Genomic DNA, 16,352 nt, shown 5'->3' with positions numbered 1-16,352 from the left:
ACTTCGCCATGCCAGTGCAGCGGATCAAGTTCTACCAGACCGGCAGCTTCGCGGTGGGGAACCGCCTGCTGGATCCCGACCAGCGAACGGTGCAGGCCGACCCCGCGCGGACGAACTCGCTGACGATGGGTCATCGTGCCTGTCAAGGGTGTGGCGAGGCGCTGGGGGCGCGGTACGTGCTCGACGCGGTGATGCGTGCCGCCGGAAACCGTGCGGTGACGGTGAATGCGACCGGGTGCCTGGAGGTCTTCTCGACGCCGTACCCGGAGTCCTCGTGGCGGGTTGCCTGGCTGCACTCGTTGTTCGGCAATGCGCCCGCTGTGGCGACCGGTGTCGCCGCGGCGCTGAAGGCCAAGGGGCGCACCGATGTCCGGGTCGTCGGGCAGGGCGGCGACGGCGGTACCGTCGACATCGGTCTGGCGTGCCTGTCCGGGATGTTCGAGCGCAACGACGACGTCCTGTACGTCTGCTACGACAACGGTGGTTACATGAACACCGGCGTCCAGCGGTCTGGAGCGACCCCGCACGGCGCGGTGACGACCACGACACCGGCCGGCAACTCGTTCGGGCAGGGCAAGAGCCTCCCACTGATCGCGATGGCACACCGGATTCCGTACGTCGCCACCGCGACCGTGGCGGACCTGCGCGATCTCGAGTACAAGGTGACCAAGGCGATGCGGTACCACGGGGCGCGGTACCTGCACGTGCTGGTTCCGTGTCCGCTGGGCTGGCGTAGCGCGTCCGACCAGACGATCCGGATCGCCAGACTGGCGACGGAGACGGGGATCTTCCCGGTCTTCGAAGCGGTCGACGGCGAGGTCGTCGACGTGACCCGGATCCGCCGGCTCCGGCCGGTCGTGGACTATTTGCGGCCGCAGGGACGGTTCGCGCAGTTGTTCGCCGACACCCCGCGCGACGACGTGATCAGCAGGATCCAGGCTGAGGCGGACCGCAACATCCGCACCTTCGGCCTGACCGAACCCGACGAGGTGAGTTAGATGCCCGAGGCAAGTAAGCGACAGCCGTACGCGATCACTCTTGACGTCGGATCGAGCCTGGCCAACAAGACCGGCTCGTGGCGCACCGAGCGCCCGGTCTACTTCGACCGGATGCCGCCCTGCAACGACGCCTGCCCGGCCGGAGAGAACGTACAGGAGTGGCTGTCGCATGCCGAGGAAGGCAACTACGAAGCCGCGTGGCGGCAGATCATGGTCGACAACCCGTTCCCGGCGATCATGGGCCGGGTCTGCTACCGGCCCTGCGAGACCGCCTGTAACCGGGCCACCCTCGACGAACCCGTCGGGATCAACTCGGTCGAGCGGTTCCTCGGCGACGAAGCGATCAGGCAGGGCTGGTCGGTGGCCGTCGAGGCGGCGCCGAGCGGGAAGCGGGTGCTCGTCGTCGGTGCGGGTCCGTCCGGACTGTCCGCGGCCTATCAGCTTGCGCGGTTCGGTCACGAGGTCACGGTTCGCGACGACTCGCCGCGGGCCGGGGGCATGATGCGGTACGGCATCCCGTCGTACCGGCTGCCCCGGGACGTCGTGGACGCGGAGATCCAGCGGATCGCCGACCTCGGGGTGCGGTTGGAGCTCGGTACGGCGGTGACCGACCTCGACGACGCGTTGACCGACTTCGACGCGGTGTTCCTGGCGGTCGGCGCGCACGTCGGGCGGCGGGCGGACATCCCGGCCGGCGACTCGGCGCGGATCGTCGACGCCGTCTCGATGCTCGCCGGGCTGGAGCAGGGCGAGCAGCCGCTGCTCGGGCGCCGGGTCGCGGTATACGGCGGCGGCAACACCGCGATGGACGTCGCCCGGACCGCGCGCCGGCTCGGTGCCTCGGATGCGGTCGTGGTGTATCGCCGTACCCGGGACCGGATGCCGGCGCACGACATCGAGGTCCGTGAGGCGCTGGAGGAAGGCGTCCGGATGCGGTGGCTCTCGACGATCGTCTACGCCGGCTCCAACCGGGTGAAGATCGAGAAAATGCGACTGGACGAGACCGGGTTCCCGCAGCCGACCGGTGAGTTCGAGGAACTCGACGCCGATTCGGTCGTCCTCGCGCTTGGGCAGCAGGCCGATCTGGCGCTGGTGCGCGACGTCGCAGGCGTGACGATCGCGGACGGTGTGGTGGAGGTCGACGCGCGGATGATGACCGGCCACGCCGGCCTGTTCGCCGGCGGTGACATGGTGCCGGGCGAGCGGACGGTCACAGTCGCGGTCGGACACGGCAAGCAGGCCGCGCGGAACATCGACGCATGGCTGCGCGGTGGAGCCTACGAACACCCTGAGCGGCCCGAGCTCGCGTCGTACGACCGGTTGAACACCTGGTACTACGCGGACGCGTCGGCGGCCGTGCGGCCACAGCTCGACCTGGCCCGCCGGATCAGCACCTTCGACGAGGTCACGAACGGGCTGACGGCCGAGAACGCGCTGTTCGAGGCGCGGCGATGCATGTCGTGCGGGAACTGCCTCGAGTGCGACAACTGCTTCGGGGTCTGTCCGGACAACGCGATCATCAAGCTCGGCCCCGGCAAGGGCTACGAGATCGACCTGGACTTCTGCAAGGGCTGCGGCCTCTGCGCCGCCGAATGCCCCAGCGGCGCCATCACGATGTTCCGCGAGCGCTCCTGACCTGCGGGCCGGCCGACGGGCCCGCCACGCACGGGACGTTCGGCCCTGCTCGACCGTCGGTGTGCGACGGACGGTGGACACATGAGGGTGTCGACCGACGACCGATCGTCAGTGCGCGAACTGATCGACCACTGGCTCGGTGAAGGTCTGATCACGGCCGCGCAGGCTGACCGGATGCGCGCTGACCTCGGCTACGCCGAGCGGTTGCCGGTGGAGCCGTCGCCCGTCGAGCCGCACCGCTCGAGGGATGCGCGCCAGGTGACGTTGCTGGTCACCGAAGCACTGGCCTACTTGGGTGGGGTGATCGTCCTGGTCGCCGCCGGCTTGATCGCTGGGCGGTACTGGCAGCCACTGGGGTACGGCGGCCAACTCGGGCTCCTCGGTGGAGTCGCGGCGCTTCTGTTGCTGGCCGGACTCGCGGTCCCGGCATCGCGTGGCCCCGCTTATTGCCGGCTGCGCTCTGTTCTGTGGGTGCTGTCGACGGCTGCCGCCGCGGTGTTTCTCGCGCTGCTCGCTGATCGCGTGCTGCACCTGGACGGCGAGGCGGTCGCGCTGGTAGCTGCTTCGGCCGCGACCGCGTTGGCGGCGGCGTTCTGGTGGCGACTGCGCGTTCTTCCGCAGCAGGCGGTGTTCTTCGTGGCAACGATGGTGGCCGGCGCTGCCGCGGTGGCGGAATTCACCCCCGAACCACATCTTCCGGGTCTGGCGGTCTGGGGGATCGGTGCGGCCTGGTTCCTGCTCGGTCTGCGCGGGAGGCTGGCGCCGCGGCGTCCGGTGCTCGCCCTCGCCGCCTGCGCCACCTTGATCGGCGCGGTGATGACGTTGCCCGCCGATGCCGGAGCTGTCCTCGCGCTTTGCACCGTCGTGGCGGTCGTGGTCGTCGCGGTGATCGTCCGCGATCTGCTGCTGTTGGCCGTGGGCGCCATCGGCGCGCTGAACATCCTGCCGGCTGTGGTCACCCAATGGTTCCCCGGAGCCCTGGCGGCGCCGCTGGTCCTGCTCGTGGCGGGAGGCCTGCTGGTGACGGGCGCCGTCTACACAGCAACAGCCAGACGAAGCCATGGGCCTCGGGACCCAGGTGGGCCCGGGCGTTGAACGACTGGAGGTGACCATGCGATGGACGTGGGCGGTCTGGGGCTGATCTTCGGCCGCAACGAGTGGCAGCGCGGGTACGACGAGTCGCTGGCCTTCGTCGACGGCCTGAAGGAAATCCTCGTCAAGCACCCGAGCTCCTGAAAGGAGCGACGTAGTGAAGAAGCCCGTGTTTGCGGGTGTGAACAGCACACGTGAGAGTCACGGGTCGGTGACCACGACTGACGTGCCCGCCACGGGTTTGACGAATGACCCGAGGGAGCCGGCCGACCGACTGTTCCGCGACCTACGGACCACTGCGAACGGCCTTACCGGCAGGGAGGCGCAGCGCCGGCTCGAGGCCTACGGGCCGAACGAGCTGACGCGGCGGCAGGGCAATGGCTGGGCGGGCGAGTTGGGTCGGCAGCTCACCCACCCCCTCGCGTTGCTGCTCTGGCTGGCCGCGGTGCTCGCCGCGGTCGGCGGTACGGGCGTCCTTGCAGCGGCGATCGTGGTGGTGATCTCGCTGAACGCAGGGCTCGCGTTCGCACAGGAACGTCAGGCCGAGCGGGCTGTCGAGGCGCTGGCCGCCTACCTGCCCGCGCTTGCGACCGTGGTGCGTGACCGTGACGTCCGCACGGTCGAGGCCCGGACCCTGGTACCGGGCGACATGGTGGTCATCGCCGAAGGAAACCGGATCTCGGCCGACGTACGCCTGGTGACCGGTGCGGTCGAGATCGACAACTCGACGTTGACAGGTGAATCGGTGCCGGTGGTGCGGTCGGCCGACCAGACGGACGCATCCGGCAACCTCTTGGACGCCGGCGATCTCGTGTTCAGCGGCACCAACTGCACCGCCGGTGATGCCCGCGGTGTCGTCTTCGCGACCGGCATGCATACCGAGCTGGGCCGGATCGCGGCGATGTCGCAGCGGGTGACCCGGGAGGACAGCCCGCTGGAGCGGCAGGTCAAGCGGGTGGCCTGGCTGATCGCCGCGGTTGCCGTCGGCGCCGGCGTGCTGTTCCTGATTCTCGGTACGGCGGTAGCCGGGCTGTCGTTGCCGGATGCACTCAATTTCGCGATCGGCTTGCTGGTGGCGAACGTACCCGAGGGTCTGCTGCCGACGATCACGTTGGCACTGGCGGTCGGCGTACGGATCCTCGCGCGGGCCGGAGCGGTGGTGAAGCGCCTGTCGGCGGTGGAGACGCTCGGCTCGACGACGGTGATCTGCACGGACAAGACCGGCACGCTGACACAGAACCGGATGCATGTCACGGACGTGTGGACCCCGTCGGGTCCGGTACCGCTGCGGCCGGCCGAGACGACCGGGGCGCGCCGTCTGGCCGAGGCACTGGCGTTGTGCTCGAACGCTGCACACGATCCGGCCGGGACCGACAGCGGGGATCCGACGGAGGTGGCGCTGCTGCGGGCCGCGGGTGAGCTGGGCGCGGATCTCGATCCGGTCGCGCGGGCCCGGCGGCGGATCACAGAGTTCCCGTTCGACCCCGCGTTGCGGTTGATGTCGACGCTCGACTCGGTCGGCGAGGACACGGTCTTACATGTCAAGGGTGCTCCCGAGGAAGTGCTGGCGCGTTCGACGCGGTACCTGGGGCCGCAGGGGACGGCCGAGGCCACGGACGAGGTCCGGGCGGGCTTCGCCCGCAGGTTCGCGGAGCTCGAGGGGCGCGGGCTGCGGCTGATCGGCGTCGCCGACAGACCCGCCGGCCGACCGACCGAGCGAGCCGATGTCGAGCGGGATCTGGTGTTTCTCGGGGTGGTGGCGATGCTGGATCCGCCACGACCCGAGGTGGCAGACGCCGTCCGGCGATGTCAGGCTGCCGGGATCCGGCTGATCGTGGTGACCGGTGACAACGGTCTGACCGCGGCGGAGATCGCCCGGCAGGTCGGCATCACCCGTGACCGTGTGACGGTGGTGACCGGCGCCGAGCTGGACCTGATGACCGAACGTGAACTGGACGGCCTGCTCGCGTCCGAGCACGACCTGATCTTCGCTCGCAGCTCGCCCGAGGCGAAGCTACGGATCGCGGATGCGCTGCAGGCAGAGGGTCAGGTTGTCGCGATGACCGGTGACGGCGTCAACGATGCACCGGCGCTACGCCGCGCCGACATCGGCGTCGCTATGGGGGCCTCTGGCACCGATGTTGCGCGGGAAGCCGCCACGATGGTGCTGACCGACGACAACTTCGCCGACATCGTCACGGCGGTCGAAGCGGGTCGCCGAGTGTACGACAACGTGCGGAAGTTCATCGTCTACATCTTCGCCCATGCGACCGCGGAGGTCGTGCCGTTCCTGATCTACGCACTGTCCGGCGGTCGGGTCCCACTGCCACTGACGGTGCTGCAGATCCTGGCCATCGACCTCGGCACCGAGACGCTCCCGGCGCTCGCGCTCGGTCGTGAACCCGCCGAACCAGGCCTGATGGACCGGCCACCACGACGCCGGACCGACGGGGTGATCGACGGCCCAATGCTGGCTCGCGCGTGGGGACTGCTCGGCGGTCTGTCGGCAGCGCTGGTCGTCGGCGTCTTCTTCTGGACCCTGCTCGCGGGCGGCTGGCGCCCTGGCGACCCGACCGGCAGCGGTACGGCACTCCACCACCTGTGGCTTCAGGCGACAACCATGTCCTTCCTCGGCATCGTGGCCTGCCAGATCGGCACCGCCTTCGCGTCCCGGACGCAGTACGCCTCGCTCCGCTCGATAGGGCTGACGACGAACCGCCTGCTCCTGTGGGGCATCGCGTTCGAAGTGGTCTTCGCTGCCGCGGTAGTGGCACTGCCGGCCTTACAGAGCATCTTCGGCACCGCCGTCCCACCTGTTCCACAGGTCTTCGTCCTGACAGCTTTCCCGTTCGTGGTCTGGGGCGCGGACGAACTCTGGCGGCTGTTCCGCCGTCGACGGTCCGTGAAGAGGCCGGCAGTCTGAAGGCGCCCCCGGGGTCGCTTCAGCGGACGATGGCGATTGGGCAGCGGGTGTGGTGCAGGACGGTCTGGCTGACCGATCCCAGCAGGAGACCGCTGAATCCGCCGCGTCCGCGGGAACCGACGACCATCAGGCCGGCGGTTTCGGACCGCCGGAGCAGCGCCTGTCCTGCGGAGCCGCTGACGAGTTCGGTCGTCCAGTCGACGTCGGGGTGGTCCGCGGCCGCGCCGGCGACGGATTCGGCGACGAGCAGCCGCGATTCCTCCCGGACCTTCTCCTCGTCGAACTGCAGCATCGAGTCGCCGTCGGCGTAGGTCAGGTACGGCGAGGTCCAGGCGTGCACTGCGACGACTCGGGTGTGGCGCGCCTCGGCCTGGTCGAAGGCGAACTCGATCGCCTTGGCCGAGGACTTCGAGCCGTCCACACCGACGACGACGTCGTCGTGATGGTGCTGGGCGTGCGGCGGCGAGTCGTGGGGGACAACCAACACCGGGCATACCGCATGCGTGGTGACCTGGACGGCGACCGAGCCGACGAGGAGACCGCTCCAGCCGCCGAGGCCACGCGACCCCAGCACGACCAGCCGGGCGTCTTCGGCGGCCTCGATCAGCACCTTCGGCGCCGCGCCGCCGACCAGGGCCGTCTCGACGGTGAGCTCCGGATGGTGCAGGCGGATGCCTTCGGCCACTGCCGACAACCCCTTCTCCCGCGCCGTCCGCACGGCCTCGAGCGGTACGACGTGGCCGGGCGACGGACGCGTGACGATGACGATCTCGAAGGCTTCGACGATCCGCAGTGGCGCCATCGTCCGGACGGCTTCGTCGGTCGCCCAGCGCAGTGCGCGTTGACTACCGGTGGAACCGTCGTACCCGACGACGATCGGGGCGGGCTGAGTGGTCATGGTGTTCTCCTTTGTCCAGGACCTCCGGTACGGCGTTCACCTGATGTCCGGTTCGATGGTCCGCTCGCCGAAGCGGATCAGCGTGTGGTTCACGCAGTCGGCCCGGACGTCGCGCGAGGCGGCGGTGAGCAGGACCCGCTCGAGTGCGATACCGGCCTGGATCTGGTCCGCGGGTTCGCCGCGGTGCGTGACGACGACCGCGAGCGATCCGACCGGAATCCAGGACAGTTGGGCGTCCTCGATCGCAGCGGCCCGTTCGAGCGCCCGCCGGTCCTGTGCGTCCGGGGGCGTCGCGGGACGGGCGAGCTGCCGCGTCAGGATCGCGACGTACAGCTGACGCAGCTCTTGGTCGGGCAGACCGGTGGGTTCGACGAGGATCCGGGCGGCGAGGCCGGGTTCGTTCGGGTAGGGGTAGAGGCTCGTCCAGCTGTCGTAGCTCAGCGAGGCAGCTGCACAGCGCAGGTTGAAGATGGTGGCTCCGGTGGCAATGCGCTGGACCCTGGCGGTCGGCTCGGGTCGCCGGCCTTCGTCGAGATAGACGTCGATCAGGTGACCGTTCACCTCGATGCGCCAGGAGCGCGGGACGTGCAGACGCGGTGCGGCGTCGGCGGCGTGCATCAGCACACCGACCGCTGCGGATGTCAGCTGGTCAGTCAGCATCGGAACCTCCTTGGGCCGCGGTCCCTCTGATTCCAGCGTCTGCCACGCGCCGGAGGGCCGACAGTTGCAGACGTCCCGGGCACGATGGGCCGTTCGACTCAGCTACCTGGAGCCGGCCGACGGCAACGGGGGAGACCTGGATTGGCCGCCGCTGGTCGAGGTTCGTGACTTTGGACCCCTGTGCTCATGGCTGGCCGCGGCGCACCCTTGGGGGATGAGAGTTCTCGCCACCGGCCCTCCACAGGAGCCATGGTTCCGGCAGCACCCGAGGATCGTGCTGGCTGTCGCGGGCCTGCTCTTTGCGTCGGTGCTGTTGTTGCGCGTGTTCGCCGGTGAGCTGGTCGACGCGTCCACCCTGCTGTTCACTCTGCCGGTGGCGCTCATCGCTGTCGCGTTCGGATTACGGGCCGGGATGGCCGCCGGGGCGCTGGCGGTCGTGCTCGTCGTGATCTGGGTCGTGACGACGGATACGACCCTCAGCGCGGTCGGATGGATCTCGCGCTTGGTACCCGAGATCTTGCTCGGGCTCCTGCTCGGCGACGCGTCGGACCGGCTCCGGCGCGCAGACGCCGAGCGGCGGCGGCTCGAGTCCGGGGCGCTGCTGTACCGCGAGGCGATCGAGATCAACGATTCGCTCGTGCAAGGCATGGCCGCCGCACGGTGGGCGCTGGAGGCAGGCCGGACCGAGGCGGGGCTGAAGACTCTGGACGAAACGCTCGGCCAGGCGCAGGAACTGGTGTCCGACCTCATCCGGCAAGCCGACAGGGGAAGTCCGACGTCCTCCGTGACCTCCGAGTGAGCGGACCCGGACGCCTACACTCGACGGAGGAGCGTGAAACTCATGGTTGGCGTGACAGCTTGGGAGCCGTTCACCCCGCCCGTCGCGCTGCGCCGGCGTGAGGTGCTCGGCTGGCTCGGTTATGTCCGGGCCATCGGTCGGCGAGTGCCGGCGGTGGATCCGCGTGACTCGCTGCTGGTACCGGTACTGACGGTGCCTGGCTTTCTGGCCGGTGACTGGTCGATGATTCCGTTGGCGCGGCACTTGCGCAGGTCCGGGCATGCGACCTTCACCAGTGGCATCGTCCTCAACTCCGGATGCACCGAGATGCTGCTCGAACTGCTCGAACACCGGCTCGAGCAGGTCGCCGAGGAGGCGGGCAGATCGGTGGCGCTGGTCGGCCAAAGCCGTGGCGGCACGCTCTGCCGGATGCTGGCGGTCCGACGGCCCGAGCTGGTGGCGGGAGTCGTGACTCTGGCGTCCCCGTTGCTCCATCAGCTCGCGACCACCCGGAATCTTGTCGCCCAGGTGGAACTGATGGCCCGCGTCAATGTTCTCGGCTGTCCCTGGTTGCTGTCGGCGGACTGCCTGGCCGGAGGCTGTGCCGAGCGGACAAGTGCACTTCTCGAGTCACCATGGCCTACTGGACTACCGTTCGTGTCGGTCTACTCGCAGCACGACGGCGTCGTCGACTGGCGCTCCTGTCTCGACCCAGCGGCGGAGCATGTCGAGGTGATCAGCACGCACAACGGGATGGGTACGGACCGGCACGTCCAGCGCCTGTTGAGCGGCAAACTGCGGACCTTCAGCAGCGGGCGAAACTGACCAGCGACGCCAGTTCCGCCGCGGTCCAGTCGGCAATGCGCTGCACGTCCGGCACCTGCTCCCGGTCTGCGACGATTCCGACGGCCAGTCGTCCGCTGTAGCTCATCACGGTCAGATTGACCCCGAGACCGTCCGTGATCCCGGCGAGCGGCACCATCGAGCACACCCGCGCCCCGGCGAGATAGACAGTCCGCTCAGGTCCGCGGACGTTCGAGATGTTCACGTTCACCGCCGGCGTCCGCGGAGCCCAGGCGTTGAGTCGGGTGAGCAGCTGGACCGTCTGTACGACGAATGCAGGTGGAACCATTCGCACCGTGTCGACGAGTGCGTCGGGTGCGGTCGTGCCGAGATCGCGTAACGCGCCGAGCATCGCCTCGTGCGCGACGCCCAGCCTGGCCGCGGGGTCGTCCACATCGGTCGGAATCGGCACGACGACGGCGCTGAGTTCGTTGGCCGCGGAGTCCGGACCGGTTCTGCGCAGGCCGACCGGCACCACCGCCGTCAAGGGCTGTTCGGGGAGTTCCGAATGCTCGAGCAGCCAGCGGCGCAGGGCGCCCGCGGCCATCGCCAGTACTACGTCGTTCACACTTACCGCGAAGTGGGTCTTCACCCGCTTGACATCGTCGAGTGCGACGGTCGTGATGCCGATCCGGCGATGCCCGGAGATCTGCCGGTTGAACGACGTCCGCGGTGGCCGGGCGATCACTCTGTGCCTGCGCGCTCGCCGTACCAGCGCGGTGGTTGCCCCGACGAGCCGAATACCGGGCATCGTGCCGAACACCGGAAGTTCGTCGAGTCCGGACAGGGCTGCGGGCAGGCCGGCCGCCGCGCGCGCAGGTTGCCGGACTGCGCCGCTCAAGCCGCGCAGCAGCATCGACCCGGGGGCGGGTGGCGGTGGCGCGGCCGGGCGCGGCGACCGTCGAGGACGGCGGCGCGGACGAGGCCTGCTGTCGGTCAAGGCGCTCAGGATCTGTACGCCGGTGCGACCGTCGGCGACCGCGTGGTGGATCTTGGTCAGCACCGCGGCCCGGCCGTCGGCGAGTCCCTGGATCAGGTACATCTCCCACAGCGGTCGCGCGCGGTCGAGCGGCCGGGAGAAGATCCGTGCCACCTGTTCGCGGAGCTGGTCGTCGTCGCCCGGCTCCGGCAACGAGACTTCGCGGATGTGGAAGTCGAGGTCGACGTCGGCCTCGACCCAGTACGGCCGGTCCAGGCCGAAGGGCACCTCGGCCAGGCGGCGGTGGAACGCCGGCACGAGGTCCAGCCGTTCGAGCACCAGCGCGCGCAGCCGGGCCACGGTGAGCTTGCCTCCGGTGAGCGTCGCCGGATCGACCGTGATCAAGGCTGCCGTGTGCGTGCTCACCCGGTTGTTCTCCGCGGCGAGGTACATCGCGCCGAGGTCGTCGACCTGCAGCATCGTCACAGCTCCTCCCGGACGGACGCACTGTCCACGGCGTCTTCCGGCAGCCCGAGGTTTCCGATCGGGTCCTCGAGGCGGCGGCGCAGCAGTTCGGCCGAGCGCGCGGCGTACAGGCCGTCCTCGATCCGCTCGTCGAACGTCCAGCGCAGCGGAAGGATCTGCCGGATCTGGATCCGCCCGTCGTGGACGACCGGTGCCGGCCGGCAGCTCCCGACGACGAGGAACAGCGGGCAGTTGCCGTGTTCGTAGAGGTGGTGGAAGGCTGCGTCGGTCTTGAGGCTCCCGAGGTTCGAGACGACGGCCGACGAGTACATCGGATCCGAACTGGTCAGGGAGGACGGCAAGAGGCCGCGGGCATCGAGCCAGTGGAACACCGCGACCGCGATGTCGAGCAACGGTACCGGCAGCGACAAGAGGAGTTTCAGCTCCTTGTCGACGCTCGCGACGCCGGCCGCGCGGGCTTGCTGGATCGCCGTCTCGAGGCTGCGGACCACCGTGCCGAGGCTCTCGTCGGGCTCGAAGCGCCGCTTGATCATTTCCAGCGTCGCGTTGTCGGCGAATTCCTTCATGGCGCCGAAGGACAGGTAGACACCGTCACGGTCGTACAGCCGGCGGCGGGCGACGAACCGGTTGAGCCGCGGCCGGGCGTGCAGCATTCCGGCGACTTCGTGCAGGAGCAGGACGAACAGACTGAGGCGCGGTCCTCCGGCGGCGTTCCACCGCTCGATCCAGTCCTGGGCCGCGGTGATGTCGACGAGTTGTTCGAAGTAGACCGTCGACTCGTTGCGGCGACGCATGATGAACGGCATGATCGCCCGCTCGTCCGGGATGCCGGTGACGAGCCGGCCGTCACGGCGGCGCAGCGGGGTTCGCATGATGTCCTCCCTCGTTCCCGATGGTGAACACCCGGGAACTGCCCGAGTAGGGCCAAAGGACCTGCCGACGAGCCTTTCCGTAGCACCGGATGCGGTACTCGCCTGCCGCATCCTGCGGGACGGTCCAGGTCACGACGGCGATCTGGCCCGAACGGGTGCGGCGCCAGCGGAACGTCGTGGACCAGTCACCGTCGTCGGCCACGGTCGACCAGCCGTCGGTGACCCGCTGCTGGACCTCCAGATAGGTGCCGTTGCGGTGCAGGTCGTTGTTCGGGTACGCCGCCACGAAGACAGCGGTCACGACGTCGCCTGGCCGGTACCGGGCCCTGGGCTCCAACACCACGTCGCCGAAGTCGAGGCCGGCTGGGGCAACGTCGTGAGGGATCCGCGGTCGGGCGTGTCGTAGGCGTCCGGACAGGTCTGGCTCGGCGTCGCCGTACCGTATCGGCGTGCCGTCTCGGATGGCGGTCGCGAGCTCGCTCGCGACCTGCTGGAGCGCGGGCAGGGTCCAGCGGCCGAAGAGCGTACTGCCGCCTTCGTACTGTTGGGTGTCGTACTCCTCGGGTGTCGTGATGTAGTGCAGATAACCGTTGGTATAGCCCACGACCAGGACATCGGCCAGCTGCGCGCCGACGATCGAGGCGACCGTACGGCGCAACCGGAGACCGGCGACGATCGTGACTTCGGCGGGGACACCGATGAGGTACAGGTGCCCGATCCGCAGCAATTGGACCGGCGCCCGCCGTGCGACGTAGTGGCCGCGGAGGCCGCCGGCGACGAGCGCCTTCGGTGCCTGGGCGTCGCGAAGCGCGGGCATCCGGCGGTAGATCCAGCGCGACACCCCGTCCCAGAAGGGATTGCGGCCCTCGTGGAACCCGCGGAACGCCGGCCCGTCCTCCGTACTGCCCGCCAGTGCCGAGGCCCCGCCGACCGGCCCGCCGGTGCGATGCTCGCGACCGTCACCGGTGAACTCCGGCCGGATCACCACGGCGCCGAGGTTGACATGGGTCATCCGATGATCAATGCCATCGGCAATTGTCCGGCCGGGCGCGGTCATGAGCCGGGCAGCGGCCTGGTGCTGGCGCAGTCCGATGACGCGGGTGTTCTCGACTTCGTCGGCAGTCGGCCCGCGGCCGGGCCGTAGGTCGAGGTTCGGGGTGAGGTCGCCGGCATTGGTCTGTGCGAAGGCCGCCACGAGGTCGTTGGGTCGGCGATCCAGGTAGTCGGCACCGGCCACCACACGTTCCCAGTGGTACGCGGCGTACCCCTTGTTGTCGCCGCTGATCAGGGTGTTCGTGTTGGTCATACTGGTGTTGTGTACGCCGAACCAGTTGATCGCTCCGACCGGTGTTCCGTCGCGCTCGATCCGCAGCAGCGTGGTCTGCGGATCGACGCCGTCCGGGAAGCAGCGTCGGTCCGCCTCCGGATTGTTGTCGAAGGCGACCTTGGACCGATTGGCGCTCGCGTCGTGGAGTTCGCCGTGTGACAGCGTGAGTACGGCGGGAGAGAGGTCGTCGTGTGCCCGGACGACGGCCTCGGTCATCCCGTCGACGATCGCCGCGAATGTCTTCGGCCGGAAACCGCCGGTGTTCGAGTGATAGAGCCGGTGGTGCGAGTAGCCACCCGGTCCACAATGGGTGTGCGTCGCCGTGATCATGGTGTTGTGCTCGGTGTACAGCACACCGTACCGGTGCCGCAGCCGGTCGAGCAGTGCGCGACGGACACTGTCGAACACCATCGGCAGATCGTTGACGACGACCAGCACACGCCGTCCACCGGCGGGCTCGGCGATCACGAACGCGCGGGACCGCAGGCGCAGGTGAATACCGTCACTACGCTGCCAGGACTTGCCGTAGCCGAGCATCCCGGTGTCAGCGGGTTCGCCGGTGATGTCCGCGATCCCACGCCCACACGACAGCATCAGCGCGCCAGGTAGCCGCCGTCGATGGACAACTCGACTCCGGTGACGAACGAGGCGTCGTCGCCGGCCAGATACGCGACGCCGGCGGCGATCTCGTCCGGGCGGCCGAGGCGGCCCATCGGCGTGAGGGTGGTCATCGTGGTCCAGAACGGCGTACCGCGGGCCGAGTCGAGGATCGGGGTGTCGATGAATCCGGGATGGATCGAGTTGACCCGGATCCCGTCGGTCGCCCAGTGCACGGCGGCGTTCTTGGTCAGCGTCCGGACGGCTCCCTTGGCCGCGTGGTAGGCCGGTGACGTGCCGAAGCCGCCGCTGGTGCCGAAGATCGAACTGATGTTGACGACCGAGGCATGACCGGAGGCCTTCAGGTACGGCGCCGCGGTCCGCATCCCGAGGAACACGCCGGTCTGGTCGACGTCGATCGTGTGCTGCCAGTCCTTCAGCGTCGTTTCCTCGATCGTGGCCAGATCGCCCATACCGGCGTTGTTGACCAGGATGTCGATGCCGCCGAACTGTTCGGCGGCGAGCGCGCAGACGGACTCCCAGTCCGCTTCGCTCGCGACGTCGTGGCGGGCGAACACGGCCTGCGCCCCTGAATCCCGCAGCGCCTCCGCCACGGCTTCTCCGGCCTCGACGGCGATGTCGGTCAGCAAGACTGCCGCGCCCTCCGCCGCGAGCCGCCAGACGGTCGCCTTCCCGATCCCACTCGCCGCGCCCGTCACCAGCGCGACCCGATCGTCCAGCCTGCCCATATCGCCCGCCTCCTCCGATGCCTCCAGCCGCTCCAGGCTTGCAGCGCCTTCGAACTCCCAGCAGATCCGTTCGGCCCCAAAACCGGCGCATTGGTCCCTGGCCGGATGCCTGGCGTGCCGATGTGCGGCAGCTGGGGGACAGGGGTATTGGACGGATGCAGCGACCGGAGCTGGGCACCGCACCGTCATGACAGACTTCCGCAAGGGTGACGTCGTGGAATGGGACAGCCATGGCGGTACGGCGTACGGGACGGTCGAGCGAAAGATCACCGAACGGACCGAGGCCGGTGGCCGTACAGCGGACGCGTCGCCCGGCGAACCGCAGTACCTGGTGCGCAGTGCCAAGTCCGGAGGTACGGCGGTGCACATACCGTCGGCGCTGCGGCGGAAGAAGTCCTCCTCGCGCTGATGCTCGCGGCATCTCGAATTGGACGGAGCAGGCGACCCACGATCACCGACGATCCGGCACGGGCTGCGTCCGGGTAGCCGGGCTCTGATCGTTCGCCACGTCACCTCGACCCACGGCTCCCGGGTGCCCGTTCGAGCGCTTCGGGACCACGATGGAACACCGAGCTGACGATCACGAACTCGGTGCCGGCCGGCGCGACCGCCCTGCGCCGCTCGGTCTCCTCGCGCGTCTGACGGAGTACGACGAGGGTGGTCGGCCAGAGGCACTGTGACTCCTGGACAGCGACGCCTCCGGGTGGACCGCCTCCGCGACGCTCGGAGCAGCGATGGACCCATCCGAGCGTCGCGGGTCGGAGCCGCAGAGTGCGCCATCCAGGGACTGGCCGTGCCGGTAGGTTTCGTCCTAGGTGGAGCGGCCGGTCAGCCTGTCGCGGAGGCGGTCGACGAGCCCGACTCCGGGGCCGGCGAGTTTGTGGAACAGTTCGGCGTTCGGGGCGCCGGGATGGGGCCTGGTGGGTGCGACCTTCTTCGCGAGCTCGACTTTCTCCTTCAGACGGACGAGTTCGGCCGTCGGGATGTGAGCGCGGAGTTGTGGGAACTGTTCGGTCTCCTCGTCCTGCACGTGGTCGATGAGCACTTGCTGCAACTTCCGGAGGGTGTCCTCGAACTCGGTGGTGGCCGCATCGGCGCCCTCCAGTTGCTTCATCAGCTGCTCGAGTTCCTTGTGTTCCTCGATGTCGTGTTCGACGGCGCGGTCGCCGTCGGGCAGGTGCTCGCGCATGGCCGGGTAGACGTACATCTCCTCGGCGACCGAGTGCCGTACGAGCTCGGCGATGAGCTGGTCGGTCAGCTCCCGGCGTTCGTCGGCGCCTGCTGTCGCGCTGATCTGATTGGCGAGATCCTGCGCCTCACGGTGATCCGCGATCAGGATGTCGATCACGTCGGGTTCGGCAACGCTGCTGGCTGTATTCATCTGTTGCTCCGTTGTTGAAACGGCGGTCCGGGCGCAATCTCCACCGGACCGCGTGCTTACCTGTTGGCTCGGGATGCCTTCCCGGCCGTCTCTTGGCGGGCGATTCCCAGTCGGTACCCGCCCGCAGCCCTTCGACGCAGCTGCAGCCGAGGTCATCGAGCTGCTTCCTGCGCCGGTCGATGCGGCGTCCTCAA

At 69.0% G+C, this 16,352-nt stretch carries 14 protein-coding genes; 7 read left to right on the top strand and 7 right to left on the bottom strand.

What is annotated here, in order from left to right; all coding sequences use genetic code 11:
- Window positions 1-8: 8 nt before the first annotated feature.
- The 4 genes from ACFYRH_RS18015 (at window position 9) to ACFYRH_RS18000 (ending at window position 6,648) form a co-directional block, all read left to right on the top strand.
- On the top strand, window positions 9-998 hold the full coding sequence (locus tag ACFYRH_RS18015) for a thiamine pyrophosphate-dependent enzyme (protein ID WP_387775784.1): 990 nt from the start codon (window positions 9-11) through the stop codon (window positions 996-998).
- Window positions 999-2,633: an NAD(P)-binding protein gene (locus tag ACFYRH_RS18010; RefSeq protein WP_387775781.1), complete on the top strand. Its 1,635-nt coding sequence runs from the start codon at window positions 999-1,001 to the stop codon at window positions 2,631-2,633.
- Between the two features lie 81 nt (window positions 2,634-2,714).
- Window positions 2,715-3,728 (top strand): DUF2157 domain-containing protein, encoded by a 1,014-nt coding sequence (locus tag ACFYRH_RS18005; RefSeq protein WP_387775778.1) that lies wholly within the window; start codon window positions 2,715-2,717, stop codon window positions 3,726-3,728.
- 208 nt (window positions 3,729-3,936) lie between these two features.
- Window positions 3,937-6,648 (top strand): cation-translocating P-type ATPase, encoded by a 2,712-nt coding sequence (locus ACFYRH_RS18000; RefSeq protein ID WP_387775775.1) that lies wholly within the window; start codon window positions 3,937-3,939, stop codon window positions 6,646-6,648.
- A gap of 19 nt (window positions 6,649-6,667) precedes the next feature.
- Here ACFYRH_RS18000 and ACFYRH_RS17995 read toward each other — a convergent pair whose 3' ends face one another.
- Window positions 6,668-7,546, bottom strand: coding sequence for a universal stress protein (locus ACFYRH_RS17995; protein ID WP_387775773.1), 879 nt, complete (start codon window positions 7,544-7,546; stop codon window positions 6,668-6,670).
- 36 nt (window positions 7,547-7,582) lie between these two features.
- Window positions 7,583-8,206, bottom strand: coding sequence for a hypothetical protein (locus ACFYRH_RS17990; RefSeq protein ID WP_387775770.1), 624 nt, complete (start codon window positions 8,204-8,206; stop codon window positions 7,583-7,585).
- 214 nt (window positions 8,207-8,420) lie between these two features.
- Here ACFYRH_RS17990 and ACFYRH_RS17985 point away from each other — a divergent pair, with 214 nt between their 5' ends.
- Window positions 8,421-9,005 carry a hypothetical protein gene (locus ACFYRH_RS17985; RefSeq protein WP_387775767.1) on the top strand — a complete coding sequence of 195 codons (585 nt, stop codon included), beginning with the start codon at window positions 8,421-8,423 and terminating at the stop codon, window positions 9,003-9,005.
- 51 nt (window positions 9,006-9,056) lie between these two features.
- Entirely contained in the window at window positions 9,057-9,809 is a 753-nt protein-coding gene (locus ACFYRH_RS17980; RefSeq protein ID WP_387775764.1) for an esterase/lipase family protein, read from the top strand.
- Here ACFYRH_RS17980 and ACFYRH_RS17975 read toward each other — a convergent pair.
- From ACFYRH_RS17975 to ACFYRH_RS17960, 4 genes are read right to left on the bottom strand one after another with little or no spacing between them, the layout of a single operon-like run.
- On the bottom strand, window positions 9,790-11,226 hold the full coding sequence (locus tag ACFYRH_RS17975; protein ID WP_387778289.1) for a wax ester/triacylglycerol synthase family O-acyltransferase: 1,437 nt from the start codon (window positions 11,224-11,226) through the stop codon (window positions 9,790-9,792). The two genes, ACFYRH_RS17980 and ACFYRH_RS17975, sit on opposite strands and share 20 nt — an antisense overlap.
- Before the next feature lie 2 nt (window positions 11,227-11,228).
- Window positions 11,229-12,104, bottom strand: a complete 876-nt coding sequence (locus ACFYRH_RS17970; RefSeq protein WP_387775761.1) for a 2-oxo acid dehydrogenase subunit E2 — start codon at window positions 12,102-12,104, stop codon at window positions 11,229-11,231.
- A complete protein-coding gene (locus ACFYRH_RS17965) occupies window positions 12,079-14,025 on the bottom strand; it encodes a neutral/alkaline non-lysosomal ceramidase N-terminal domain-containing protein (RefSeq protein WP_387775758.1) in 1,947 nt (648 codons plus the stop codon). The genes ACFYRH_RS17970 and ACFYRH_RS17965 overlap by 26 nt, the downstream gene beginning before the upstream one ends.
- Window positions 14,025-14,777, bottom strand: coding sequence for an SDR family NAD(P)-dependent oxidoreductase (locus ACFYRH_RS17960; protein ID WP_387775755.1), 753 nt, complete (start codon window positions 14,775-14,777; stop codon window positions 14,025-14,027). The genes ACFYRH_RS17965 and ACFYRH_RS17960 overlap by 1 nt, the downstream gene beginning before the upstream one ends.
- 187 nt (window positions 14,778-14,964) lie before the next feature.
- On the opposite strand from ACFYRH_RS17960, the gene ACFYRH_RS17955 reads away from it, so the two are divergent.
- The gene (locus tag ACFYRH_RS17955) at window positions 14,965-15,186 is read left to right on the top strand and encodes a DUF2945 domain-containing protein (protein ID WP_387775752.1); all 222 of its coding nucleotides are present in this window, start codon (window positions 14,965-14,967) and stop codon (window positions 15,184-15,186) included.
- Between the two features lie 402 nt (window positions 15,187-15,588).
- On the opposite strand, the gene ACFYRH_RS17950 is transcribed toward ACFYRH_RS17955, so the two are convergent.
- Window positions 15,589-16,158: a hemerythrin domain-containing protein gene (locus tag ACFYRH_RS17950; protein ID WP_387775748.1), complete on the bottom strand. Its 570-nt coding sequence runs from the start codon at window positions 16,156-16,158 to the stop codon at window positions 15,589-15,591.
- Between the last annotated feature and the right edge of the window lie 194 nt (window positions 16,159-16,352).

It is taken from the genome of Kribbella sp. NPDC004875 (assembly GCF_042873375.1).
In the GTDB taxonomy this organism is placed as follows: domain Bacteria; phylum Actinomycetota; class Actinomycetes; order Propionibacteriales; family Kribbellaceae; genus Kribbella.
Note: the sequence above shows the minus strand (reverse complement) of the source record. Positions and strands in the feature narration are given on the sequence as shown.